The sequence below is a fragment of the Catenuloplanes japonicus genome (genome assembly GCF_000717135.1).
GTDB classification, from domain to species: Bacteria; Actinomycetota; Actinomycetes; order Mycobacteriales; family Micromonosporaceae; genus Catenuloplanes; species Catenuloplanes japonicus.
Map to the genome: position 1 here is coordinate 1 of NZ_JNXY01000012.1, position 24,223 is coordinate 24,223.

Annotated in this window: 22 protein-coding genes and 1 pseudogene; 13 read left to right on the plus strand and 10 right to left on the minus strand. The window is 71.4% G+C overall.

Features of this window, described 5'->3' with window-relative positions; translation table 11 throughout:
- Nucleotides 1-598: 598 nt before the first annotated feature.
- Nucleotides 599-1,885: a tyrosine--tRNA ligase gene (gene tyrS, locus OP04_RS18625; protein WP_033341021.1), complete on the minus strand. Its 1,287-nt coding sequence runs from the start codon at nt 1,883-1,885 to the stop codon at nt 599-601.
- A gap of 355 nt (nt 1,886-2,240) precedes the next feature.
- Here tyrS and OP04_RS18630 point away from each other — a divergent pair, with 355 nt between their 5' ends.
- Nucleotides 2,241-2,678, plus strand: coding sequence for a YdeI/OmpD-associated family protein (locus OP04_RS18630; protein ID WP_033341022.1), 438 nt, complete (start codon nt 2,241-2,243; stop codon nt 2,676-2,678).
- Here OP04_RS18630 and OP04_RS18635 read toward each other — a convergent pair.
- Nucleotides 2,656-3,597, minus strand: coding sequence for an alpha/beta hydrolase (locus OP04_RS18635; RefSeq protein WP_033341023.1), 942 nt, complete (start codon nt 3,595-3,597; stop codon nt 2,656-2,658). The genes OP04_RS18630 and OP04_RS18635 overlap by 23 nt on opposite strands.
- 174 nt (nt 3,598-3,771) lie before the next feature.
- Here OP04_RS18635 and OP04_RS18640 point away from each other — a divergent pair, with 174 nt between their 5' ends.
- The gene (locus tag OP04_RS18640) at nt 3,772-4,296 is read left to right on the plus strand and encodes a GAF domain-containing protein (protein ID WP_033341024.1); all 525 of its coding nucleotides are present in this window, start codon (nt 3,772-3,774) and stop codon (nt 4,294-4,296) included.
- A gap of 1 nt (nt 4,297) precedes the next feature.
- Here the strand turns inward: OP04_RS18640 and OP04_RS18645 are convergent, their stop codons facing one another.
- Complete coding sequence (locus OP04_RS18645) at nt 4,298-4,855, minus strand: sigma-70 family RNA polymerase sigma factor (RefSeq protein ID WP_033341025.1); 558 nt, start codon at nt 4,853-4,855, stop codon at nt 4,298-4,300.
- Between the two features lie 120 nt (nt 4,856-4,975).
- On the opposite strand from OP04_RS18645, the gene OP04_RS18650 reads away from it, so the two are divergent.
- Nucleotides 4,976-5,770 (plus strand): zf-HC2 domain-containing protein, encoded by a 795-nt coding sequence (locus OP04_RS18650; RefSeq protein ID WP_033341026.1) that lies wholly within the window; start codon nt 4,976-4,978, stop codon nt 5,768-5,770.
- Between the two features lie 113 nt (nt 5,771-5,883).
- Nucleotides 5,884-6,366 (plus strand): hypothetical protein, encoded by a 483-nt coding sequence (locus OP04_RS49810; protein ID WP_157240015.1) that lies wholly within the window; start codon nt 5,884-5,886, stop codon nt 6,364-6,366.
- Here the strand turns inward: OP04_RS49810 and OP04_RS56810 are convergent.
- Nucleotides 6,354-6,443, minus strand: a pseudogene (locus tag OP04_RS56810) (DUF1707 domain-containing protein); the annotation flags it as partial. The gene OP04_RS49810 and the pseudogene OP04_RS56810 sit on opposite strands and share 13 nt — an antisense overlap.
- A gap of 15 nt (nt 6,444-6,458) precedes the next feature.
- The gene (locus tag OP04_RS18660; protein ID WP_033341027.1) at nt 6,459-6,923 is read right to left on the minus strand and encodes a DUF5709 domain-containing protein; all 465 of its coding nucleotides are present in this window, start codon (nt 6,921-6,923) and stop codon (nt 6,459-6,461) included.
- 101 nt (nt 6,924-7,024) lie between these two features.
- On the opposite strand from OP04_RS18660, the gene OP04_RS18665 reads away from it, so the two are divergent.
- From OP04_RS18665 to OP04_RS18675, 3 genes are read left to right on the plus strand one after another with little or no spacing between them, the layout of a single operon-like run.
- Nucleotides 7,025-7,288 carry a UBP-type zinc finger domain-containing protein gene (locus tag OP04_RS18665; RefSeq protein WP_033341028.1) on the plus strand — a complete coding sequence of 88 codons (264 nt, stop codon included), beginning with the start codon at nt 7,025-7,027 and terminating at the stop codon, nt 7,286-7,288.
- Between the two features lie 34 nt (nt 7,289-7,322).
- Nucleotides 7,323-8,981 (plus strand): FAD-dependent oxidoreductase, encoded by a 1,659-nt coding sequence (locus tag OP04_RS18670; protein ID WP_033341029.1) that lies wholly within the window; start codon nt 7,323-7,325, stop codon nt 8,979-8,981.
- Nucleotides 8,978-10,396: an ATP-binding protein gene (locus tag OP04_RS18675; RefSeq protein ID WP_033341030.1), complete on the plus strand. Its 1,419-nt coding sequence runs from the start codon at nt 8,978-8,980 to the stop codon at nt 10,394-10,396. Before OP04_RS18670 ends, OP04_RS18675 begins: the two co-directional genes overlap by 4 nt.
- Before the next feature lie 78 nt (nt 10,397-10,474).
- On the opposite strand, the gene OP04_RS18680 is transcribed toward OP04_RS18675, so the two are convergent.
- From OP04_RS18680 to OP04_RS18695, 4 genes are all read right to left on the minus strand, one after another.
- A complete protein-coding gene (locus OP04_RS18680; protein ID WP_051798288.1) occupies nt 10,475-12,262 on the minus strand; it encodes a putative bifunctional diguanylate cyclase/phosphodiesterase in 1,788 nt (595 codons plus the stop codon).
- 109 nt (nt 12,263-12,371) lie between these two features.
- Nucleotides 12,372-13,130, minus strand: coding sequence for an SAM-dependent methyltransferase (locus OP04_RS18685; protein WP_033341031.1), 759 nt, complete (start codon nt 13,128-13,130; stop codon nt 12,372-12,374).
- 103 nt (nt 13,131-13,233) lie between these two features.
- The gene (locus OP04_RS18690; RefSeq protein ID WP_033341032.1) at nt 13,234-14,853 is read right to left on the minus strand and encodes a hypothetical protein; all 1,620 of its coding nucleotides are present in this window, start codon (nt 14,851-14,853) and stop codon (nt 13,234-13,236) included.
- A gap of 173 nt (nt 14,854-15,026) precedes the next feature.
- On the minus strand, nt 15,027-15,539 hold the full coding sequence (locus OP04_RS18695; protein WP_033341033.1) for a GNAT family N-acetyltransferase: 513 nt from the start codon (nt 15,537-15,539) through the stop codon (nt 15,027-15,029).
- A gap of 18 nt (nt 15,540-15,557) precedes the next feature.
- Between OP04_RS18695 and OP04_RS18700 the strand changes: the two genes are divergently transcribed.
- Together OP04_RS18700 and OP04_RS18705 are read left to right on the plus strand one after the other, a co-directional pair.
- On the plus strand, nt 15,558-16,727 hold the full coding sequence (locus tag OP04_RS18700; RefSeq protein WP_033341034.1) for a cytochrome P450: 1,170 nt from the start codon (nt 15,558-15,560) through the stop codon (nt 16,725-16,727).
- A gap of 21 nt (nt 16,728-16,748) precedes the next feature.
- Nucleotides 16,749-18,158, plus strand: a complete 1,410-nt coding sequence (locus OP04_RS18705; protein WP_033341035.1) for a flavin-containing monooxygenase — start codon at nt 16,749-16,751, stop codon at nt 18,156-18,158.
- Between the two features lie 83 nt (nt 18,159-18,241).
- Here the strand turns inward: OP04_RS18705 and OP04_RS18710 are convergent, their stop codons facing one another.
- Nucleotides 18,242-18,838: an acetoacetate decarboxylase family protein gene (locus OP04_RS18710; protein ID WP_232323636.1), complete on the minus strand. Its 597-nt coding sequence runs from the start codon at nt 18,836-18,838 to the stop codon at nt 18,242-18,244.
- Nucleotides 18,839-19,067: 229 nt separating this feature from the next.
- Between OP04_RS18710 and recQ the strand changes: the two genes are divergently transcribed.
- The 4 genes from recQ (at nt 19,068) to OP04_RS18730 (ending at nt 24,223) form a co-directional block, all read left to right on the plus strand.
- Nucleotides 19,068-20,924 carry a DNA helicase RecQ gene (recQ, locus tag OP04_RS18715; RefSeq protein ID WP_085066589.1) on the plus strand — a complete coding sequence of 619 codons (1,857 nt, stop codon included), beginning with the start codon at nt 19,068-19,070 and terminating at the stop codon, nt 20,922-20,924.
- 153 nt (nt 20,925-21,077) lie between these two features.
- Nucleotides 21,078-21,950, plus strand: coding sequence for a polyphosphate polymerase domain-containing protein (locus tag OP04_RS18720; protein ID WP_033341037.1), 873 nt, complete (start codon nt 21,078-21,080; stop codon nt 21,948-21,950).
- Entirely contained in the window at nt 21,951-22,625 is a 675-nt protein-coding gene (locus OP04_RS18725; protein WP_033341038.1) for a DUF4956 domain-containing protein, read from the plus strand.
- Nucleotides 22,625-24,223, plus strand: a complete 1,599-nt coding sequence (locus tag OP04_RS18730; protein ID WP_033341039.1) for a CotH kinase family protein — start codon at nt 22,625-22,627, stop codon at nt 24,221-24,223. Before OP04_RS18725 ends, OP04_RS18730 begins: the two co-directional genes overlap by 1 nt.

Consider the following 24,223-nt stretch of genomic DNA (forward strand, 5'->3'; position numbering starts at 1 on the left):
TCACAATCCGAAGACCGCAAAGCCCGGCCGGGGTATAAATCATAATTGGCACTGGCTTTTCAAGCACCCTGTTGAGTTCTCAAAGAACAACCACACACCTCATCGGCAGCCGTTTTCACCGGCCCCGATGTGGGGTATTTCGTTCGCATCCGCGCCCTTTGTTCCCGCCGGGCACTTGGTCTAACCTACCAGGTCGTTTCCGTGTCGTCAACTCGGTGTTTCCGGCTTGTAAATTCGGAACTACCTTGCGTTAACTCGAAAACTGCCCACCCACATCACTAGGCACACCCGGTGAGGGTGTGATTTCATTCAGTGGGTTTCGACGAGCCGGCCGCCGCAATCTCTCGCTAGCGCGCCCGGTGCCCCGTCGCTCGTCCTACGTTACCCGGTCGTTCCCGCGGCGCCAAATCGGCCCCGCCCCGCCCGGTCACACTCAGACTGTTGCCATCGGAACCGGCCTCCAGCCTCGATCTCAGCTGCGAAAGCTGCGACCCGCTGTCTCCGTCCGGTTCCCCGTTGGCAGAGAGAACGTTACGTGGTGGACATGTGGAGCGCCAAACCGGGGTGGCTTGACGCCCGTCACACCATCGACCCTAACTTATCCGAGCAGCTCAACGCCCGCGAACGATTTTTTACCCCGGCGCAGCACGAGAAAACGTCCGTGCAGGAGCGCGTCCTGGGGCACGGTCGCCTCGTTGTCCGTGACCCGCTCGTTGTTCACGTACGCCCCGCCCTCGGTGATCGCACGCCGGGCCTCGTTGAGCGAGGCGACCAGGCCGGCCTCCTTCAGCAGTGACGCCACCGGGCTCAGCGTCTTGACCTGCACCAACCCGGTCTCGGACAGGGCAGCCCGGAGCGTCGCCTCGGGTAGCTCGGCCAGAGAACCCCTACCGAACAGAGCAAGGGACGCCGCGATCGCGGCCAGCGCCTCGGCCTCGCCGTGCACCAGCGTGGTCAGTTCCAGCGCCAGCGCCTTCTGCGCCTCTCGCGCAAACGGACGTTCCGCCGTGGCGGCCTCGAGCGCGAGCAGCTCGTCCCGCGTCTTGAAGCTGAAGAAGCGCAGGTACCTGTTCACGTCGCGGTCGTCCGCGTTGAGCCAGAACTGGTAGAACGCGTACGGGCTGGTCATGGCGCCGTCGAGCCAGATCGCGCCGCCCTCGGACTTGCCGAACTTGGTGCCGTCCGCCTTCGTCACCAGCGGCGTCGTGAACGCGTGCACCGGTCCGGCGCCGCGACGCCGGATGAAGTCGACGCCGGCCGTGATGTTGCCCCACTGATCCGAGCCGCCGAACTGCAGCGCGCAGCCGTGCCGCTGGTGCAGCTCGAAGAAGTCGTTCGCCTGGAGCAGCTGGTAGCTGAACTCGGTGAAGCTGATCCCGGACTCGAGGCGGGACTTCACCACGTCCCGGGCGATCATCTTGCTGACCGGGAAGTGCTTGCCGACGTCGCGCAGGAAGTCGATGACAGAGGTCGGACCGGTCCAGTCCAGGTTGTTGACCATCTGCGCGCCGTTGTCGCCGGTGTAGCTCATGAACGGGGACAGCTGGTCCCGGATCCTGCCCACCCAGCCGGCCACCACCTCCGGCTCGTTGAGCGAGCGCTCGCTGCTCGGCCGGGGGTCGCCGATCTGCCCGGTCGCGCCGCCGACGAGCAGCAGCGGGCGGTGCCCGGCCAGCTGGAACCGGCGCGCGGTGAGGATCTGCACCAGGTGGCCGACGTGCAGGCTGGCCGCGGTCGGGTCGAACCCGACGTAGTACGTCGTAGGCCCGGTGGCCAGTCGCGCGCGCAGCTCGTCGATGTCGGTCGAGTCTTGAATCAGGCCCCGCCACCGCAGGTCGTCGAGGAGATCCTCGCCCACGGCCGGGAGTTCGTTGCGGTCCGTCACGCAGCAAGTCTATGGTCGTCGCTCCGCTCCTCCGGGCTCGGCGCCACTCCCGGCGACGACAGGCGACCTCCAGACGAAAAGCATGTCTGGAGATCGCCCGCCGTCTCTGGTCGCCCGCGCCTCACGTGGGCGGTCCCGGCCGTGGGTGGTCGGGGGGAACTGCAGCGAAGACCCGCGGGCCGGGTTTCGCGAGGACCACGAGCGAAGACCCGCGGGCCGGGTCTCGCGGGGCGCACGAGCGAAGATCAAGATCAAATTCAAGATCCGTGTCTGGCGGTACGCCCGGGAGCTCCGTCGGAGGTGGCCGGGCGCGTTCCGTACCCCCGTGATGGTGTGGGTGTTGAAGAATTCGGTCATGGAGTTCACGACGGAATTGCTGCTCAGCGGGAAGTCGGCGACCGGACTGCGGGTGCCGGACGAGGTGATGGCGGGGCTCGGGGCGGGGAAGAAGCCGCCGGTCAGCGTGACGATCAACGGGTACACCTACCGCAGCACGGTCGGGGTCATGGGTGGTGTCCCGATGATTCCGGTGAGCGCGGAGCACCGGAAGGGCGCGGGCATCACCGCCGGAGAATCGGTCACGGTGACGGTCGTGCTGGACGACGCGCCGCGCGAGGTCGAGGTGCCGGACGACCTAGCGGCGGCGCTGGCCGGCGCTCCGAGCGCGCGCAAGGCGTTCGAGGCGCTGTCCTACAGCCGGAAGAAGGCGCTGGTCCTGCCGGTGACGGACGCCAAGTCGGCGGAGACCCGCGCCCGCCGGGTCGCCAAGGTCATCGAGACGCTGGCGGGTTGAGTCCGAGCCCGGCGCGCAGCACCTCGGTGGCCTCGTCCGTCTCGCGGCGGCTGACCGCGGCGGGGATGCGGGTGGAGCCGTGGAACGTGCCCGGGAACAGGTGCAGTTCGACCGGGACGCCGGCGGCGAGCAGCGCGAGCGCGTACGCGATGCCCTCGTCGCGGAGCGGGTCGAAGTGCATGACCGAGACGTACGCGGGTGGCAGGCCGGTCAGGTCGGTGGCGCGGGCCGGCGCGGCGTAGACCGGCACGTCCGCGGTGCCGCGCACGCCCGCGCCGAGGTAGGCGTCCCAGCTGATCGCCGCGCTCGGGCGGTCCCAGTTCGGCGTGTCCGTGTACGCGGTCATGCTGGGCGTGGTCATCCGGTCGTCCGTGACCGGGATGCCGAGGTACTGGAACGCGATCGCCGGGCCGCCACGGTCGCGGGCCAGCAGCGCGAGCCCGGCGCAGAGTCCGGCGCCGGCGCTGGCCCCGTGGATCGCGATGCGCGCCGGGTCGAGGCCGAGCGCGTCCGCGTGCGCGGCCATCCAGGTCAGTGCCGCGTAGCAGTCGTCGAGCGCGGCCGGGTACGGATCTTCCGGCGCCAGCCGGTAGTCGACGGAGACGACCAGCACGCCCAGGTCGCGGGCGAACGCGGCGCTGCGGGCGTCACTGCCGTCGAGCGAGCCCATCACGAAGCCGCCGCCGTGCACGGTGAGGATCGCCGCGGGCGCGGACCGCGTGTCCGGCCGGTACACCCGCAGACGCACGTCGGGCGCGCCGTCCGCGCCGGGCACGTGCACGTCGTCGACCGTGACGCCGGTGAGGTCGACGGCCGGTGGCGGGCCGGGATAGCGGCGCGCGGCCGGGATGTCGCTGAGGTCGGGCGAGCCGAGCTGGAGCGCGACCGGGGCGAGTTCGGGATCGTAGGCGTAGGGCACCAGAACACTGTGCCGGGGTAACCCTAACGGGGCAACGTCCTGCATCACCCCGAAGAATCAAGATGCAATTTGCACCTCGATGCCATGTCGAGTTCCGTGCATTCACCCCGGCCGCTAGCATCGGTTTCAGCGGGCACCCGCAAACCGATAGACGTCGAGCAATAGGTGGTTTCCGTGGTCGACACCTACGAGTACCTCGACAGTCCCCCCGCGGAAGAGGCGCGACGGCTGGCGGCCGTGCGCAGATATCAGCTGGTGGACCGGCCGGTGGAGCCGGCGTACGACCGGATCGCGCACATCGCGGCGACCATCGTGGACACGCCGATAGCGTCGGTGACCATGGTCGAGGAGAACCGGGTCTGGCTGGCCGCCTGCTACGGGCTGACCGTGCGCGAGATCGGCAACGAGCCGGGGTTGTGCGCGTCCGCGATCGGGCAGGACGGCGTCTACGTGGTGCGCAACGCGGCGAAAGATCCGCGGACCGTCGCACATCCGCTGGTCACCGGCGAGTTGAAACTGCGGTTCTATGCGGCGGCGCCGATCCGTACCCGCGACGGTTTCCGCCTTGGCACGGTGAATGTGATCGACCGGAAGCCGCGCGATCCGGAGCAGAAGCATCTGAAATCGCTGGAGTACCTGGCCGAGATCGTCGCGGACGAGCTGGAGCTGCGCCTGATGGCGATCCGAGGGGCGCGCTGAATCAGCTCGCGGCGCGGCGGTGCCCGAGCACGGTGACCAGGTCCTCGCGGGCGCGGGCCACCCGGGAGCGGATCGTGCCGATCGGGCAGCCGCAGACCTCGGCCGCCTCCTGGTAGCTGAGGCCGAGCACCTGGGTGGCGACGAACGCCTCGCGCCGCTCCGGGTCGAGGCCGCGCAGCAGGTGGTCCAGCACGACGGTGTCGGCCACGTCCGCGGCCGGGGAGGTGGCGTCCGCGGCCAGCTCCCAGTTCTCCAGCGCGGCGGTGCGGGGGCGGGAGACCAGCGCGCGGATGTGGTCCGCGGCGACGCGGCGGGCGATCGCCAGCAGCCAGGTGCGCGCGGACGAGCGGGCCGCGAACGACGGCAGCGCGCGCATGGCCCGCAGGTAGGTCTCCTGGGCCAGATCCTCCGCCTCGGCGGGGCTGACCAGGTGCGCGAGGAACCGGTGCACGCCCTGCTGGGTGCCGCGGATGAACTCGGACGCGGCCGCCCGGTCGCCCTTTCCGGCGCGCAACGCCCAGGTCGTGAGCTCCGCCTCGTCCGGCCCGCTGGTATGCATGGCTGGCAGGCTACCCGGTCCGGCCGGGCGCGTCCGCACCGCGACGGGAACTTTTCCGCCGATGTGCGCGACCATAGGACCGGACGGGCGGGATTTCGGTACGGCAGGGACGGTGGGGCAGTGGACGGCGGTTGCGAGACGTTCCGGGAAGCGGTCTCCGCACGCCTCGACGGTGAGGACACCGGGCTGGGCGACGCGCTGGACCTGCACCTGGACGGGTGCGCGGACTGCAGGGCGTACGAGGACAGCGCCGCGGCGGTCTCCCGGATGGCCGGGCTGCTCGGCGGCGGCTCGCCGTTCGCGGGCGTGGACGACTCCGTGCTGGACGCGCTGCCCGCACCCCGCCGGCGGCTGCGGATCCCGGTCCCCCGGCGCGTCCTGGTGCTCACGCTGCGGCTGCTGCTCGGCGTGCTCGGGGCCGGGCAGTTCATCCTCGGCGTGGCGCAGATCGCGGGCATCGCGGCCGTGGACCACGCGCACACCGCGCTCGGCGGCGCCAGCCCGAACCACCTGATCAACGAGTCCGCCGCGTGGAACCTGGCGGTCGGCGCCGGCTTCGCCTGGATCGCGATGCGCCGCGGCCGGCCGAGCGGCATCCTGCCGACGCTGACCGTGTTCGTGTCCGTGCTGGTGCTGCTCTCGGCGAGCGACCTGATGGCGGGCCGGGTGGAGACCGTGCGGCTGTTCAGTCACGCGCTGGTGCTGGCCGGCTACCTGGTGGTGGTCGCGCTGACCCGGCCGGGCATGGACCCGGGCGAGCCCCCGGCGGACCACGACGGCGGCCGCTCCCGGTGGCGCCTGTCGCTGGACGCGGAGACGGACCTGCCGGTCGTGCCGTCCCCCCGCCGTCTGCGCGTGGTCCCGGGCGGCGCGGCGACCGCATCCGAGCGCCCGGAAACGCGGCGCGCGGCCTGACGCGGGCGGCGCACGCCTGGTTCACTGTGCGCTGTGAACGAGTTGCTGGCCGACGCGGCGCTGGAGGCCTCGGCGGTCGTCGCGAACAACGCGATGAACCGGGTGAGGGCCTCATGAGCGTGACCGTGCCGGGACTGCCGGAGTTCGAGGTGCTGGAGGCGCCGTCGGGAATCCGGTGCTGGGGGATGGAGGCGCCGGCCGACGGGCGGCCCGTCCGGATCTACGTGGTCCGGGAGCGCGACGAACCGGACTTTCCCGACGGGCTCGACATCGCGCTGATCCGGAGCGTGGTCGAGGATCTGGAACGGTACGTGCACCTGGCGCTCGGCTACCTCCGCGCGTCGCTGCTGACCGACCCGGGGTTCTTCGGGCTCAGCGACGACGACGTGGCCGCCTACGAGGCGCTGGACGCGCACGAGCTGCCGCTCTCCGAGCCGGACCTGACGTTCCGCACCGGCGACGAGTGGGATCTGCGCTTCGCCGAGGGCAGCATGCCGATCTGTGACCCCTACGGCATCATCGTCACGTTCGACCGGGACCGGCCGGTGCGCGTGGAGGATCTCAGCGGCGCCGACGACGTCGACTACGAGAGCTGATCCCGCGACCGCATCAGCGGCAGGTCGCGGGTGAGCGGCTCCAGCTCGCCGTAGGTGCGGGCCGCGTAGACCCGGCGCCCACGGCATCGGGCTCAGGGCCTGTCGACAATGTGGACGGCTGCCTCTTCGGCCGAGGCGGCGCCGCCGTCGATGCCCACGTCCTCGCCCCACGACTCGGCCTCGGCGTCCTCACCGAAGCCCTGGTCCGGGGCGACGAGCCGGCCGGCCCGGCGGTCGCCGGACTCCTGCGCGTCGTAGAACTCGTCCGTCTCCTCGCCGTCGCCGTCGTCGCGCGCGTCGCGCGTCGGGGCGTCCGGATCCACGTCCGGCACCTCCTGGCGCAGGCGGTCGTCGAGCGACTCGCCCTGCAGCGCCTCCTCCGCGGTCACGCCGAACGCGGTCGCGCCCCGGTAGCGCTCCGGCGGGCTGTAGCCCTCGTCGAGGGCGTCGTCGAGGCCGCGGTCGCTGAGCGTGTCGTCGGCGGAGAGCTGGCCCTCGTCGTTCTCCGGCAGCCAGAGCTCCCGGTCGGCCTGCTCCTGCGTGGGTCCATCGGTCATGTGGATCAGCCTACCCACGTGCGGCGGTCGGGATGGCGCGCGCAGCCGGACCAGAGCAGACTTGGCGGCGCGAATGTTGTCAGCAGCTGGGGAGTCTTCCGTTGAAGTGTGAACACCTCGCCGAGGCGACGCCGGTGCCGCCGCAGAGCGACGAAGGCTGTCAGGACTGCCTCGCGAACGGCCGGCACGACTGGGTCCACCTGCGGGAATGTCTGTCCTGCGGGCACGTGGGGTGCTGCGACTCCTCGCCGGGCAAGCATGCGACCGCGCATTTCCACGCGACCGCGCACCCGGTGATGACGTCGATCGAGCCGGGCGAGACCTGGCTCTGGTGCTTCGTCGACGAGGTCGGAGCCCAGAAATGATCAAGATCTTCCGGGGGTACGGGGTGAGTGGCGCATGGTGAACTCCGCGATCCTGACCGTGGACGACGATCCGGCCGTGTCCCGGTCCGTCGCCCGCGACATCCGGCGCCGCTACGGCGACCGGTACCGGGTGGTCCGCGCCGACTCCGGCGAGTCCGCGCTGGACGCGCTGCGTGAGATCAAGCTGCGCGGCGAGCAGGTGGCGGTGCTGCTGGCCGACTACCGGATGCCGCACATGAACGGCATCCAGTTCCTCGAGCACGCGATGGACCTGTTCCCGCGGGCGCGGCGGGTGCTGCTCACGGCGTACGCGGACACGTCCGCCGCGATCGACGCGATCAACGTGGTGGACCTGGACCACTACCTGCTCAAGCCGTGGGACCCGCCGGAGGAGAAGCTCTACCCGGTGCTGGACAGCCTGCTCGAGGCCTGGCTGGCCACGCCGGAGGCCGCGTCGACGGAGACGCGCGTGATCGGCCACCGCTGGTCCCAGCCGTCGTTCAAGGTGCGCGACTTCCTGGCGCGCAACCTGGTGCCGTACCGCTGGCATCTCTGCGACGACCCGGAGGGCAGGCGCCTGCTGGCCGCCGCGGGCGCGACCGAGGACGACGTGCCGGTGGTGATCACGCCGGAGGGCAAGGCGCTGCTCAAGCCGTCCACCGCGGAGCTGGCCGGGCACGTGGGCCTGGCCACCACGCCCGCGTCCGACTTCTACGACCTGGTCGTGGTCGGCGGCGGGCCGGCCGGGCTGGGCGCGGCCGTCTACGGCGCGTCCGAGGGCCTGCGCACGGTGCTGATCGAGCAGCGGGCGACCGGCGGGCAGGCCGGGCAGTCCAGCAGGATCGAGAACTACCTGGGCTTCCCGGACGGCGTCTCCGGCGCGCAGCTCACCGACCGGGCGCGGCGGCAGGCGCTGAAGTTCGGCGCGGAGCTGCTCAGCACGCGCGAGGTGACCGGCCTGGAGGCGGCCGGGCCGACCCGGGTGCTGCACTTCCACGACGGCACGAAGATCGCGGCGCACACCGTGGTGCTGGCGACCGGGGTGTCGTACCGGCTGCTGGAGGCGCCGGGCCTGAGCGAGCTGGCCGGGCGCGGCGTGTTCTACGGCTCCGCGGCCACGGAGGCGCCGTCCTGCACGGACAGCGACGTCTACATCGTCGGCGGGGCGAACTCGGCCGGGCAGGCCGCGCTCTACTTCGCGCGGTACGCGTCCCGCGTCCACATGATCATCCGGGCGCCGGACCTGACCGCGTCGATGTCGAGCTACCTGATCGACCAGATCGCGCAGAACGACAAGGTCGTGGTCCACCCGTGCACCGAGGTGATCGCGGCCGAGGGCGACGAGCACCTGGAGCGGCTCACGCTGCGCGACCTGCCGACCGGCGTGACGCGTACCGTGGAGACGTCCTGGCTGTTCATCTTCATCGGCGCGGAACCGCGGACAGACTGGCTGGACGGCGCGGTCACCCGCGACGGGCGCGGCTACATCGTCACCGGGCCGGCGCTGATCTCCGACGGGGAGCGGCCGCACGGCTGGACGCTGCCGCGCGATCCGTACCACCTGGAGTGCAGCATGCCGGGCGTGTTCGCGGCCGGTGACGTGCGAGCCGAGTCGGTGAAGCGGGTCGCGTCCGCGGTCGGCGAGGGCGCGATGGCGGTGTCGGTGATCCACCGGTATCTGGAGGCACAGTGAAACTGACGGTGGAGGAGCTCCGGGGGCTCTTCCTGTTCGAGAAGCTCAACGACGAGCAGCTGGCCTGGCTGGCCGAGACCGGCGTGATCGAGACCGCGGCCGCGGGCGACACGGTCTACCGCGAGGGCGAGCCGGCCACCTGCTTCTACGTGATGCTGGAGGGGACCATCACGCTCAGCGCGATGGTCAACGGCGACCACGTGGAGTTCACCCGGAGCAGCCAGCGCGGGTCGTACTCCGGCGCCACCCAGGCGTACGTGGGTGAGGCGCACGGGCACACGTACAAGAACAGCATGCACGCGATCACGGACCTCACGCTGTGGGTGCTGCCCGCGGAGACGTTCGCCGGCGTGGTGCGCGAGTGGTTCCCGATGGCCGTGCACCTGCTGGAGGGCCTGTTCTTCGGGCAGCGCGCGGTCAACACGGTCGTCGGCGAGCGGCAGCGGCTGCTGGCGCTCGGCGCGCTCTCGGCCGGGCTCACCCACGAGCTGAACAATCCGGCCGCGGCCGCGGTCCGCGCGACCGAGGCGATGCGCATGCGGATCGCCGGGATGCGCGACAAGCTCGCCAAGATCGCGGACGGCCGGATGGACGGGTCGCGGCTGCACGAACTGGTCCGGTTCCAGGACGACGCGGTCAAGCGCGCCGCGCACGCGGAGGAGCTGTCGCCGCTGGCCACCGCGGACGCGGAGGACGCGCTGGCCGACTGGCTGGACGAGCACGGCGTCGAGGGCGGCTGGGACCTGGCCGGCGTGCTGGTCGCGGGCGGCATCGACGCGGACTGGCTGTCCCGGGTCACGGCCGCGGTCGGCGACGACTACGCGGAGCTGGCCGTCCGGTACATCACGTACACGGTCGACACCGAGATGCTGATGGGCGAGATCGACGACGCGGTCCGGCGGATCTCCGGGCTGGTCAAGGCCACGAAGCAGTACTCGCAGCTGGACCGCGCGCCGTACCAGACCGTGGACGTGCACGAGCTGCTCTGGGCCACGCTCACCATGATCCGGTCGAAGATCCCGGCCGGCGTGACCGTGGTCAAGGAGGTCGACAAGTCGCTGCCGCCGGTGCCGGCCTACGCGGCCGAGCTGAACCAGGTCTGGACGAACCTGCTGGACAACGCGCTGGCCGCGATGGGTGATCACGGGACGCTGACCGTGCGTACCGAGCGCGACGGCGACTGCGTGGTGGTCACGATCGGCGACACCGGCTCCGGCATCCCACGGGAGAACCTGAGCCGGATCTTCGAGCCGTTCTTCACCACGAAGCCGGTCGGTGAGGGGACCGGGCTGGGGCTGGACATCTCCTACCGGATCGTGGTCAACAAGCACGGCGGCGACATCCGGGTGACGTCCACGCCGGGCGACACCCGCTTCCGCGTCTACCTGCCGCTCACCCCGCGGCCCGGCGCCTAGCCACGGCCCTGGTTCAGGCGTCGTTCAGGCCGCTCCAACGACCTGGACGACGCCTGGGTCACCGGGTTCCGCCGCCGCTCAGGCGAGCATGCGGGTGATGTCCTCCGGTGGGGACGGTCGCGCGAAGCGGAAACCCTGGCCGAGGTCACAGGCGAGGCGGCGCAGCGCGGACGCCTGCGCGTCCGTCTCCACACCCTCGGCCGTGACCGTGATGCCGAGGTCGTGGCAGAGGCGGATCACGCCGGCCAGCAGCGTCGGGTCGTCCAGCGTGCGCAGGAAGCGGGGCGCCAGCTTGACGCCGGTGACCGGCAGCTCCGCGAGATGGGCCAGGCTTGATCGACCGGTGCCGAAGTCGTCGATCGCGATCCGCACGCCCAGGTCCGCGAGACCACGCAGCGCGCCGCTCCCGGTCAGGGTGTCGCTCCCGGTCAGTTCCAGCTGGAGGCGGGACGGGGGCAGGCCGGTGCGGTCCAGCGCGGCCGCGACGGTGGCGACCAGGCCCGGATCCGCCAGCTGGACCGGGGACAGGTTGACGCTGACGAACACGCCGGACCGCTGCCATCGCACGCCGGCCGCGCACGCGTCCTCCAGCAGGCGCAGGCCCAGCTTGTGGATCAGTCCGGTGTGCTCGGCCAGGTGGATGAACTGCTCCGGCGGCACCAGCCCGGTCACCGGCAGCCGCCAGCGGGCCAGCGCCTCCACGCCGGCCACCCGGTGGTCGAGCAGGTCGACGAGCGGCTGGTAGTGCAGCAGGAACTGGCCGTCCTCCAGCGCGCCCGGCATGGCCGCGGTCAGCTCGTGACGGCGGATGTCGGTGCGGCCGCGGTCCGGGTCGAAGACCGCGATCGGGCCGGCGTCGTCGCGGATCGCCCAGCCGAGCGCGATCGTGGCGGACCGCAGCAGCCCGGCGGGGATCACGTCCGCGGCCGTGGTCTCCGCTATCCCGACCCGGCCGGTGATCGGCATCGCGTGGCCGTCCGCCACGAACGGGTCCGGCAGCGCACGCAGCAGCAGGTCGGCCGCCTTGATCAGGTCGTTGGGGCCGGTGCTGCCGGTGATCACGGCCGCGAACCGGTCGTCGCCCAGGTGGTGCAGGTAGTAGTGGTGGCGGTGGGCGACCGCGCGCAGCTTCTGCGCGCAGAGCCGCAGCAGCTCGTCGCCGCGCTCGTGACCCATGGTGTCGGTGACCGCGCTGAACCGGGCGATGTCCAGCAGGCAGAGGCCGACGCGCTCGCCGGGCGGCGCGCCGGTCGCGACCGACCGGAGGCCGTCGAGCAGCTTGGACCGGTTGGGCAGGCCGGTGAGCGGGTCGTAGAGCAGCGCGTTCTTCAGGCGGCGCTGGATGCCGGCCTCCTCGCGGCGGCGCCGGGTCTCCAGCGCGCGGCGCAGCGTCTCGGTCGCGTCCGCACCCCGCTCCCGCAGCGTCTCGGTGAAGCCGGCCGCGAGCCGCCCGAGCAGCGCCCCGACCCGCTCCGCGACGAGGCCGTCCCCGGCACCGGCACCGGCGGCATCATCGGGGCGGCTGGCAGCGTGACCGGGCCGGACGCGCGGACCGCCGGTCCGGCCGCCGGAATCGCCGGCCGCGAGGCCCCCGATCCGGAGCAGGCCCGGCGTCAGGATGCGCAGCGTCTCCGCGAGCACGGCCGGGTCGGCCAGGCGGGCGTCGACCAGCTCCTCCCCCACCCGGTAGCCGGCCTCCGCGTCGAACGGCGCCTCGGCCAGCGCGTCCGCCAGCCGGACCGTGAACGATTCGAGCAGATCACGCGCGCGCCGGCGTGGTCCGGGCACGAACGTGACCGCGGCGACCGCACGCATCCAGGCGTGCGCGAGACGGACGGGATCCGCCGCCTCGTCGGGCTGCCACATAAGTCGACCTTTCCGCGCGCGGACCTCATGAGGGGTGAAGTCCAGCGACGCCGATTATGGCCGTTGACCTATTCGGAAATCCACCTCGCTTATCCTTTCGGATGCGTATTCACGATTTCCGGGCCACTGCCACGAGCGCACCCGGCTGTGATGTCTCGTCGATCAGCGGATCCGGATGCCAATCCGTCGCCGGCACCACACCGGGATCGACGATGGCGAGATCGTCCAGCATCGCGGTGATCTCCCCCGCGGTACGGCCGGCCGCGCTCTCGCCGGGCAGCCGCAGCACGGTGTGCGAGACGACCAGGTAGCTGCCGGAGACGCACGCCTCGCCGAACCGCCGGACGATCTCCCCGGGCCGGTCCGGGCCGGCGACGAACCGGAGCACGTCCAGCATCAGCACCGCGACCGGCTCCGAGAAGTCCAGCAGTTCCAGCACCTCGGGGTGGTAGAGGATGTCCTCGGGGCGCCGCAGATCGCCCTCGACCGCGCGGGCGCGCGGCTCGTGTTCCAGCAGCGCACGGCTCTGCACCACGGTGACCGGATCATTGTCCACGTAGACCACGCGGGCGGCCGGGTCCGCGTCGCGGGCCACCTCGTGCACGTTGCCGAGCGTGGGCAGGCCGGAACCGATGTCCAGGAACTGGCGCACGCCGCGACCGGCCAGCCACCGCACGGCCCGGCCCAGGAAACCACGCTGCGCGTACGTGATCAGGCGCGCGTCCGGCACGGCCGTCTCGGCCAGCCGCCAATGCTCCCGGTCTATCGCGAAGTGGTGATGACCGCCGAGCGCGTAGTCGTGGATGCGAGCGGCGTTCGGCACGGAGACGTCGACACCGGACGGGACCCAATCGGGAAGCTCACTCACGGAAATCCACCATTCCGTGCGCTGTGTCATGGGTCAAGGCGCAATTCAGGTGAAAACCGAATCACGCCGTAACCCGTACCCTCTCCATTCGTTGTGTTGCCGTTCAGTCCACGATGAACGAGCCGGACGTGACGCGCGGCGACGCGGTGCCGGACGCGTCCGGCGCGACCGTGACCTGGATGCGGAACAGCGTCTTCCGCGCGCCCTGGGTCAGCCCCAGATCGAACACGCCGGCCGAGTCGGTGCTCCACGTGCTGGTCTGGTCCGTCACCCACTTCGTGCCGGCGCGGTGCTGGAGCGCCACGGTGATCCGGCCCGCGCGCTTCGGCAGCGCCTGGATCACGCCGTGCACGTCGGACGCGGACGCATAGTGGGCCACGCCGTTGCTGACCCGCGCGCCGGTCCAGGTCACGGTGGCCGCGGACGGCGTGCTGACGCGCGCGGTGCCGCTGCCGGCCAGGTACTTCTGGTCCGTGGCCGTGGTCGCGGTGATCGTGGCGGACGAGCGCGCCGCCAGCGTCCAGGTGGCCTTGCCGCCCGCGTCCGTGGTCAGCGTCTTGCGGACCGTCCCGCCGGTGAACGCGACCGCGACCGTGACCGCGGTCCTCGGGCGGCCGGGCGTGCGGACCGTGACGGTCATGTTCCGGTGGTACGCGGCCGGCTTCGTGACCGCGACCGTCACCGTGCCCTTGGTCTGGCCCGCGGCCGGCGTGACCACCAGGTACGGCTTCTCGCCGTAGGACTGGGCAAGCGAGTAGACGTAGCGGCCGTCGCCGGACCAGGACGCCTCGTGCGAGGGGTTGCCGTAGCCGGTGCTGCCCGCGGTGGTGGACGTGACCAGCGACGTGCCCACGCGGGAGAAGATGTGCACCGGGCGCTCGGTGTAGTGCGCGTCGATCACCGCGGCGTACTTCGCGCCGTCCGGGGACCAGGTGACCGCGTTCGGGTACGGCCCGGTGGTGTTCGTGCCGGTGAGCGTGAGCGTGCGGGCGTCGTAGCGGGCGACGCCGTAGCCGTGGTCGTAGTCGGTGGCCAGCAGCGTGCCGCCGTCCGGGGAGAGCTCGGCCGCGTAGGTGGTGCCGGTCCGCACGGACGCGGTCCGGGTGAGCGCGCCGCCCGCGATCGTGTACGACGTCATCGCCCAGCCGCTGCCGCCGGACGTGTAGGTGACCAGCGTGGATCCGGCCGCGGTCAGCGACTGGGCGTCCGCGTCCGCGAGCACGCTCGCGTCCGCGTGGGTGGTGAGGTCGAGGCGCGCGACGCCGTGGCTGCCGTCGCATCCGTAGGAGTACCAGAGCGCGCCGGCCGCGACCGCGGACCTGCCGGGGCACGGCTGTGTGGTCCAGGTGCCGACCGTGGCGCCGGCCGCGGAGAACTGCGTGATCGCGCCGCCGGTGGACGCGGACGCGAAGACCGAGGTGCCGCCGGGCGCGAGCGTCAGCCCCCGGGCGCCGCTCACGCCGGTGATCGTCTTGCGGACCTTCCCGGTCGGCGACGTGATCAGGATGGTGTCGCCGGACGCGATCCACACCTCGTTGCCGACCGCGAGCACGTCCGTGACCGTGCCGGTGGCCGGCAGCGCGTACCGGACCGGCGCGGTGGTAGCGGCCGACACGTCCGCGTCCGCGGCGAGCGCGGGCGAGGCCAGCGCCGGTGCGGCCACGGCGGTCAGCGTGCCGGCCAGCACGGCGGTGGAGAGGGCGAGGCGTGCGCGTGAGCTCATGAAGAGGCGCTCCTGGGATCGGGTCGGGGGATCAGACCCGGTGATCGGAGCGCCGTGGGTGAACCTGAGCGAAACCGTCCGGCAACCGGTCGGGTCTTCGGTGACCACGGCGGCACCGCCGGCCCGCGGGAGCAACGCTGCCGGACCACGCCGGAAGCGGGAATATGAAGGTCTTAAAGGTCTTCCGCCAGGAGCTGGTGCAGGATGTGGTCCTGCCATTCGCCCGCAATGTTGAGGTAGCGGGGCGCGACGCCGAAGCGCTGGAAGCCGTTGCGGGCCAGGACGCGCTGGGAGGCGTGGTTGTGCGGGAGCGTGCCGGCCTCGATCCGGTGCAGCCCCTCGCGGCCGAAGATGATCGGGATGAACGCGCGGACCGCCGCGGTGGCGATGCCGCGCCCGGTGCGATTCCCGTCGACCCAGTAGCCGAGGCTGCCGGACTGGAACGGGCCGCGGACCACGTTGTTGAGGTTGACGCGGCCGGCGATCTCGCCGTCCTCCAGGATGACGTGCAGGATCGCGCCGGACACGAGCCCGGTGGCGATGATCGCGGCCTGGCCGTCGGGCGTGAAGTACTCGTCCGGGCGGACCGGCTCCCAGGGGGCCATGAACGTGCGGTTCGCGGTGAGCAGCGCGGCGAGCGCGGGCGCGTCCGCCACGGTGACGGGACGGGTGGTGATCTCGGCCATGCGCCCTAGGGTAGGACGATGGCGATCGACTTCTCGGACCGGGAGCTGATCAGGGATCCCTACCCGGTGCTGGCCCGGCTGCGGGAACAGGGCCCGGTCAGCTGGCACGCGCCGTCGCGGATGTGGCTGGCCGCGAGCCACGCCACGGTGCAGACCGTGCTGCGGGACCGGCGTCTGGGCCGGATCTGGCGGGACCGGGAGCCGGCCGGCCGATATGCCCCGTTCAACCTGCTCCACCGGCATCAGATGATGGAGAACGAGCCGCCGGCGCACACCCGGCTGCGATCGCTGGTGGCGTCCGCGTTCGGGCGCGGGCACGTGACGCGGCTCGGCCCCGCGATCGCCGCGCGCGCCCGGGAGCTGCTGTCCGCGCAGGACGGCACGTTCGACCTGCTGGCCGACTTCGCGGAGCCGCTGGCCGTGGACGTGATCGCGGAGCTGCTCGGCGTCCCGGTGGCCGACCGTCACCTGTTGCGGCCGTGGTCGGCCGCGATCGTGCGGATGTACGAGCCGTCACGCACACCCGCCGTGGAGGACGCCGCACTGCGGGCATCGGCAGATTTTGCCGCCTATATGCGCTCCTTGGCTGATCTCCGCCGGCGTGAACCCCGCGAAGACCTGATGACCCATTTGACGGGGGTACGGGACGGGAGCGACCGATTGAGCGAGGACGAGCTGGTCGCCTCCGCGATCCTGCTGCTCAACGCCGGTCACGAGGCCTCGGTCAACGCGCTCGGCGGCGGCTGGGTGGCACTGACCCGGCACCCCGGGCAGCTGGCCCGCGTGCGTGCGGACCGGTCACTGGTCCCGTCCACGGTCGAGGAGATGATCCGCTACGACCCGCCGCTGCACCTGTTCGTGCGCACCGCCGTGTCCGATGTCGAGGTCGGCGGCGTGACCGTGCCCGCCGGCGGCCAGATCGCCGCACTGCTCGGCGCCGCGAACCGGGACCCGCTGGTCTTCGCGGACCCGGACCGTTTCGACGCCGCCCGCGACCCGAACCCGCACGTGGGCTTCGGCGCCGGCCTGCACTTCTGCCTGGGCGCGCCGCTCGCCCGGCTGGAGCTGCAGGCGGGCCTGACCGCGCTGCTCGACACGCCGGTCACGCTGGCCGAGGAGCCGGAACAGCGGCCCACGTTCGTGCTGCGCGCCTACCGCCGGATCCTGGTAAGACATTCGCGCATTTAAATTTATGCTAGGTTCTGCGGCATGCCGAGCGTCGCCGTCATCGGGGCCGGCCTGGGCGGGATCGCGGTCGCCGCGCTGCTGCGCCACGCCGGTTTCACCGACTTCGTGCTGCTGGAACGCGCGGCCGAGATCGGCGGCGTGTGGCGCGACAACCGCTACCCCGGCTGCGCCTGCGACGTGCCCGCGCCGCTCTACTCCTACTCGTTCTTCCCGAACCCGCACTGGTCACGGCGCTTTCCCCCGCACGACGAGATCCTCGCCTACGTCCGGCGCTGCGCCACCGAGCTCGGCATCACGCCGCACCTCCGCCTGAACACCGAGGTCACGTCCGCGCGCTGGGAGTCCGGACGGTGGCATCTGCTTCTGTCGGACGGTTCCTCGCTGGTCGCGGACGTGCTGGTCCCCGCCGTCGGCCAACTGTCGAAACCGGCCGTACCGGTCCTTCCGGGCGCCGACACGTTCGCCGGCCGCCAGCTGCACACCACCGGCTGGGACGACACGGTCACGGTCACCGGCCGCCGCGTCGCCGTCATCGGCACGGGCGCCAGCGCGATCCAGCTCGTCCCCGCGATCGCCGGCGACGCCGCCCACATCACCGTCTTCCAGCGCACCGCCCCCTGGCTCATCCCCAAACCCGATCGCCGGTACGGCCACCCATCACCCTGGACCATGCGGCTCGCGCGCGCCGGCACGCTGCTGCTGGCCTGGTTCGCCACGCGCGCGATCACCGGCGACCCCGTCGCCCGCACGCTCGTCACCACGCTCTCCACCCTGCAACGCCACTGGCAGATCCGCGACCCCGCCCTCCGCGCCCAGGTCACCCCCACGATCCCGCTCGGCTGCAAACGCACGCTCTTCACCAACGCCTGGCTGCCCGCGCTCGCCCGCCCCGACGTCACCCTGGTCACCGACACCATCACCGCCGTCGAGCCGCACGGCATCCGCGCCGCCGACGGCACGCTGCACGAGGCCGACACCATCGTCTACGGCACCGGCTTCACCGCCACCGACTTCCTGGCCCCCATCACCGTCACCGGCCGCAACGGCATCACCCTGCCCGACACCTGGCGCAACGGCCCGCACGCCCACCTCGGCATGACCGTCCCCGGTTTCCCCAACATGTTCCTGATCTACGGCCCCAACACGAACACCGGCACCACCTCCGTCATCCTCTTCCAGGAGGCCCAGGCCCGCTACATCGTCCAGGCCGTCCGCCTCCTGGCCACCGGCGCCGCCCCACTCGCCGTCTCCCCCACCCGCGCCGCCGCCCACGACGCCGAGATGCAACACCGCCTCTCCACCAGCATCTGGACCGCCTGCCACAACTGGTACACCACCCCCACCGGCCGCATCGCCACCAACTGGCCCGGCTCCGCCACCGAATACATCCACCGCACCGCCCGCCTGAACCCGGCCGATTTCGACCAATAGCTCCCTCTTTCATCACGGGGCAGGACGACACGGCACCCGACGGCGCAAAACGCTGGAACACGGGCCGACCCGGGCCCGGCTTCCTACCCCGACCCGAACCACACGTCGAAGCCGGTGAGACTCAACGTCACCAGCGGCCGCCTCCCGCCCAGATACCCGAGCGGCCCCTCCCTCACCACCTCCCAATCCACCCGGCCGAGGCGAAGCGCCGCGCTCCCGCGTACCCCCGCGGCTTTGGGCCGGCCGTGGAGCATCTGCAGGAGACGCAGCCGGAGCGGCACGCGCCCGGGAAACCCCACCCCTCGCCGCAGCACCGCCCGCGCGATGCCGCCGGCCGACATCGGAGAGGACTCCGTCACCAGGTCCGCCAGGTCCTTCGGGATTCCCCACAGCTCTCGCCCGCCGTCGCGCGAGGCTTCGCTGTCGACCCAGATCTCCGTGATCGTCGCCCGCACCCGTCCCCGGTCGCGGACCAGGCGCGCGCTGAGCAGTTCCCGATAGGTGAGCACGCCGCCGGGCTCGTAACTGACCCAGGCGGCCCCCACCGGCACCCGGCCGAAGATCCGCAGCGGCGGCGCCGCCAGGCCCTGCGGGTGTGCCGGCAACGCCGCGGCGGGAACGAGCCACACCGAGACGTGCATGCGGCCTTTCAGATGCCACGGCTCGCCCGGGTACGTCACATTCATCACCGTCTCAGCCCTGCCCGGCCGCCCACAAGAGAGCCGGGAGAAAACGACGTGACCGATCGGGCGGTTTCCGGGTCCGCGGGGTCGGCTGTTGTCGGTGGGGGTCGGTAGAGTCGCCGCCGTGGACGAGGAGCGCGACTGGCCGGTGGACGACGAGCCGCCGGCGGAGTACTGGGCCGATGAGGAAGATCTTGGCAGCTGGGAGGAGGCGACCCCGGCCGGCGTGCCCGCGCCGCCGGAGGCGCCGGATCTGACCGGTGCCGGTCCGGCCGAGGTGCTGCGCCGCATCTTCGGTTACGACTCGTTCCGCGGCAGCCAGCAGGACATCATCGAGACCGTGGTCGAGGGCCGGGATGCGCTGGTCCTGATGCCGACCGGTGGTGGCAAGTCGCTGTGTTACCAGATTCCGGCGCTGGTCCGGCCCGGCACCGGCGTGGTGATCTCCCCGCTGATCGCGCTGATGCAGAACCAGGTGGATGCGCTGCGCGCGCTCGGCGTCCGCGCCGACTTCCTGAACTCGACGCTGACGATGGATCAGCGGCGGATGGTGGAGCAGGAGTTCGTCGGCGGGCGGCTCGACATGCTCTATCTGGCGCCCGAGGCGCTCGGCACGCCCGGGGTGCAGCAGCTGCTCGACCGGGGCAAGATCTCGCTGTTCGCGATCGACGAGGCGCACTGTGTGTCGCAGTGGGGCCACGACTTCCGGCCGGATTACCTGCAGTTGTCCATGCTGCACGAGCGCTGGCCGGATGTGCCGCGCATCGCGCTGACCGCGACCGCCACGTCCGCCACGCACGCGGAGATCGCGACCCGGCTGAAGCTGTCCGACGCGAAGCACTTCGTGGCCAGCTTCGACCGGCCCAACATCCAGTACCGGATCGTGCCCAAGGACGGGCCGCAGCAGCAGTTGCTGGAGCTGCTGCGCACGGAGCACCGGGGTGACGCCGGCATCGTCTACTGCCTGTCGCGCGCCTCGGTGGAGAAGACGGCGGAGTTCCTGTCGCGGGAAGGGATACCCGCGCTGCCGTATCACGCCGGTCTCGACGCGGGCGTCCGGGCGCGGAACCAGTCCCGGTTCCTGCGCGAGGAGGGCCTGGTCATGGTGGCCACGGTCGCGTTCGGCATGGGCATCGACAAGCCTGATGTGCGGTTCGTCGCCCATCTGGACCTGCCGAAGTCGGTGGAGGGCTACTACCAGGAGACCGGCCGCGCCGGGCGGGACGGGCAGCCGTCGACGGCCTGGCTGGCGTACGGGTACAACGACGTCGTCCAGCAGCGCCGGATGATCGAGCAGTCCGAGGGCGACCTGGCGCACAAGCGGTCGCTGTCGACGCACCTGGACGCGATGCTGGCGCTCTGCGAGACCGTGCAGTGCCGCCGGGTCCAGTTGCTGAACTACTTCGGCGAGGAGGCGAAGGCGTGCGGCAACTGCGACACGTGCCTGACCGCGCCGGAGCAGTGGGACGGCACGATTCCCGCGCAGAAGCTGCTCTCCACGATCCTGCGCCTGCACCGTGAGCGGAACCGGAAGTACGGCGTCGGCAAGGCCGTCGACGTGCTGCTCGGCCGCGAGACGGACGAGACGCGGCGCGGCCGGCACCAGGAGCTGTCCACCTGGGGCATCGGCGCGGATCTGAACGAGGCGCAGTGGCGCAGCGTGGCCCGGCAATTGATCGCGCAGGGGCTGCTCGCGGTCGAGGGCGACTACAGCGTGCTGGTCCTGACGGACGGCAGCCGCGAGGTGCTGGGCCGGCAGCGCACGGTCATGCTGCGCACCGAGCCGAAACGGCCGTCGAAGTCCCGCTCGCGCTCCTCGGCCTCCGCGGCCGGCGGCGTCAAGGCGGCCCCCGCGGATCTGGATCCGGCCGACGCGCCGCTGTTCGAGAAGCTGCGCACCTGGCGTGGCGCGACGGCGAAGGAGCAGGCCGTTCCGGCCTACATCGTGTTCAACGACGCGACGCTGAAGCAGATCGCGGCCCGCAAGCCGTCCTCGCTGGCCGAGCTGGCCACGGTCAGCGGCGTCGGTGAGGCGAAGCTGGCCCGGTACGGCGACGCGGTGCTGGCGGTGCTCGCCGAATAATTTCAGATTTTCTGTCCACCTGCTCTCACCTCGCCATACACCTTGCGTTAACCCTCCGTTCCCAGCGATACGCCGGTCGGCTATGAGCCCGCTTTGAGCGGCACCCGGTTTCCTCATGCCGCCGACGTACGGCATGAGGACGGAGGGTTGTCGATGCGCCTTAGGTGGCGGCGCGCGGAGAAGCCGCGCGAGCAGCCGGTGCCGGACCCGGGTGAGCCGGGGCATTCGCTGCGGGCGCCGAGCCGGTTGCACGCGTTCAACCGGTACGAGATCAAGTACCTGGTGCCGCAGTCCGCGGCGCCGGCGCTGCGGGACGCGTTCGCGGCGCACCTGGACCGGGACGCGCACGCGGGCGAGCGCGGCTATCCGGTGTGGAGCGTCTACTACGACACCCGGCAGCTGCGCTTCTACTGGGAGAAGATCGAGGGCCTGAAGTTCCGGCGCAAGATCCGGGTGCGGCACTACGGCGACGGGAAGACGATCGCCGACGACACGCCGGTCTACGTCGAGATCAAGCAGCGGGTCAACCGCGTCACCCAGAAGCGGCGCGTGCGGTTGCCGTACCGGCAGGCCCGGGAGCTGTGCGACGGGCGGCGGATGGTGGAGCACTCGCCGCGCGAGGCCGCGTTCCTCCAGGAGCTGCTCGGCCTGATCTCCGGGCTCGACCTGCGGCCGGTCGCGATGACCGGATATCAGCGTGAGGCGTTCGTCGGCCGCGGCGCCGACCTGGGCCTGCGTGTCACGCTCGACCACCGGGTGCGCGGCCGGGACCGCGACCTGGAGCTCGGCGCGGAGGCGGAGAACCGGCTGATCGTGCCGGCCGGCCTCGCGGTGCTGGAGGTCAAGGCGAACGACCGCGTCCCGTACTGGATGACCGACCTGACCGCCCGGCACGGGCTCGGTGTCATCCGCATGTCCAAGTACTGCCAGGCCGTCGAGGCGTTCGGTCGCGCGCCCCGGTCGGTCTTCCACGTCCCCCTCTCCGATCCGGCCTCGCCGGATCGGTCCGCTCCAGTGGAGGTTTAGGTGTTCGAGGTGCAGGACCTCACCGGCACGTTCAGCAGCGGCGACGTCGCCGTGGTGCTGGCGCTGTCGTTCGTGTTGAGCGCGATCATCGGCTGGGTGTACCGGTTCACCCACCGCAACGTGTCCTACTCCCAGTCGTACGTGCAGACGCTGGTCATCCTCGGCATGCTCATCTCGCTGATCATGCTGGTCGTCGGCTCCAACATCGCCCGCGCGTTCGCGCTGGTCGGCGCGCTGTCCGTGATCCGGTTCCGGAACGCGATCAAGGAGACCCGGGACGTCGGGTTCATCTTCCTGGTGATGGGCGTCGGCATGGCGGCCGGCACCCGGTTCTACACGCTCGCGGTGATCGCCACGGTCGCGATCTGCCTGGTCATCGTGATCATGCAGCGCTTCAACTGGTACCACCTGGACGTGCAGCGGCAGGTGGTCAAGGTGCAGGTGCCGCCGGACGGCGACTACACGGAGGGCGTGCGGGACGTGCTGGTCCGGCTCACCACCGAGTTCGAGCTGGTCAGCATGGAGTCGATCCGCGGCGGCGCGCTGACCGAGCTGCTCTACACGGTCCGGCTGAAGCGGGGCACGGAGCCGTCCGAGCTGATCACCGCGCTCGGCGAGCGGACCGGCGGGCAGCGTGTCACGGTGCTGACCGGTTACGACCAGACGGATCTCTGATGCGGTTGCTGAGGCGCCGCCTCCCGGTGCGGTTGCGGCAGAACTGGCGGCTGGTCGGGGTGTCGCTGGCGTTCCTGGGCGTGGTCGGGCTGCTCTTCGGGTCGGAGCGGATCCGGCCGTACGTGTTCAGCCCGTCCGACCTGTCCGGCGCCGCCGTGACCGAGGACGTCGCCGGGACCGTGGACATCTTCGACTCGGCCGCCGCGCACGACCTGCGGCTGTCGTTCACGGACGACGACTACCAGCGGATGCTCGACGACTACTTCGACAAGGGCGACAAGGAGTACGTCGAGGCGGACCTGACCATCGACGGGACCGTGGTGCCGAGCGTGGGGATCCGGCTGAAGGGGAATTCCACGCTGGGCGGGCTGGCGCGCGACGGGGTGGCACAGCAGCGCAACCAGCGCGGTGGCGGTCCCGGCGGCGGCGGGTTCCCGGGTGGGGGTCAGGGGCCGGGCGGCGCGCCTCCGGAGGGCTTCCAGGGCTTTCCCGGCGGGGCCGATGCCGGCGGTGCCGGTCAGCGTGGACAGGCCGGGCCGGGCGGTGGCGGGATGGGCGGGCGCGTCTCGCTGGACACCGCGCGGCCGGAGGAACTGCCATGGCTGATCAAGTTCGACGAGTTCGTCGAGGGCCGGCGCTATCAAGGGCATCAGGAGATAGCGGTACGGGTGGGCAGCGGCTCCACGTCCAGCGTGATGAACGAGGCGCTGGCCCTGGACCTGATCGCGCTCACCGGTGAGCCGATCCAGCGCTACACCTACTCCACGTTCTCGGTCAACGACCGCCCGGCCGTCACCCGGCTGCTGATCGAGCACCCGGACGAGCAGTTCGCGGACGAGCTCGACGGCTCCGTGCTCTACAAGGCGCTGTCGACCGGCTCGTTCACGTACAAGGGTGATGATCCGACCGGCTACGTGAACGACTTCAAGCAGATCAACCTGGTCGGCAGTCAGGATCTGGCGCCGGTGATCGCGCTGATGAAGTGGGTCGGCGAGGCGAGCGCGGAGGAGTTCGACGCCGGGCTCGCGGACCGGGTGGACGTGCGGTCGTTCGCCAGTTACGTCGCGCTGCAGAACCTGCTGCTCAACTTCGACGACATGAGCGGGCCGGGACAGAACTACTACCTGCGGTACGACCTGGCGACGCGCAAGATCTCCGTGGTGACCTGGGACCTGAACCTCACGTTCCAGGGCCAGGCGACGCAGGGACCGTTCGACGCGGGTTCGTTCGGCGGCGGAGGCCGGGGACAGCAGGCTCCGGGGACCGAGGGACAGGTTCCGGCGGGCGGGCAGGGAATGCCGCAGTTCCAGCAACGCGGCGAGGCTGGCGGCCCCGGCGGGGGCCGGATGATGGGCGGGAACGCGCTCAAGGAGAAGGCGCTGGAGTCGGCCTCGTTCAAGGCCGTCTACACCGAGGTCTACCGCGACCTCTACCAGCGGCTCTTCGCCGGCGGCGCCGCGCTGCGGCAGCTGGACGTGATCGCGGCCCGGCTCGCCACCACGGATCCCGAGGTGGCCGCGACCGACAGTGCCACGCTGCGCACGCTGGTGGAGCAGCGCACCGCCGCGCTCGCCACCCACGAGGTGATCACGGGCTGA

Bases quoted from the DNA above. Each gene is read 5' to 3' on its own strand.
- OP04_RS18630 (WP_033341022.1), top strand. From the start codon at position 2,241: ATGGAGTTCACGACGGAATTGCTGCTCAGCGGGAAGTCGGCGACCGGA.
- OP04_RS18645 (WP_033341025.1), bottom strand. From the start codon at position 4,855: ATGCATACCAGCGGGCCGGACGAGGCGGAGCTCACGACCTGGGCGTTG.
- OP04_RS49810 (WP_157240015.1), top strand. From the start codon at position 5,884: ATGAGCGTGACCGTGCCGGGACTGCCGGAGTTCGAGGTGCTGGAGGCG.
- OP04_RS18660 (WP_033341027.1), bottom strand. From the start codon at position 6,923: ATGACCGATGGACCCACGCAGGAGCAGGCCGACCGGGAGCTCTGGCTG.
- OP04_RS18670 (WP_033341029.1), top strand. From the start codon at position 7,323: ATGGTGAACTCCGCGATCCTGACCGTGGACGACGATCCGGCCGTGTCC.
- OP04_RS18680 (WP_051798288.1), bottom strand. From the start codon at position 12,262: ATGTGGCAGCCCGACGAGGCGGCGGATCCCGTCCGTCTCGCGCACGCC.
- OP04_RS18690 (WP_033341032.1), bottom strand. From the start codon at position 14,853: ATGAGCTCACGCGCACGCCTCGCCCTCTCCACCGCCGTGCTGGCCGGC.
- OP04_RS18695 (WP_033341033.1), bottom strand. From the start codon at position 15,539: ATGGCCGAGATCACCACCCGTCCCGTCACCGTGGCGGACGCGCCCGCG.
- OP04_RS18700 (WP_033341034.1), top strand. From the start codon at position 15,558: ATGGCGATCGACTTCTCGGACCGGGAGCTGATCAGGGATCCCTACCCG.
- OP04_RS18705 (WP_033341035.1), top strand. From the start codon at position 16,749: ATGCCGAGCGTCGCCGTCATCGGGGCCGGCCTGGGCGGGATCGCGGTC.
- OP04_RS18720 (WP_033341037.1), top strand. From the start codon at position 21,078: ATGCGCCTTAGGTGGCGGCGCGCGGAGAAGCCGCGCGAGCAGCCGGTG.
- OP04_RS18730 (WP_033341039.1), top strand. From the start codon at position 22,625: ATGCGGTTGCTGAGGCGCCGCCTCCCGGTGCGGTTGCGGCAGAACTGG.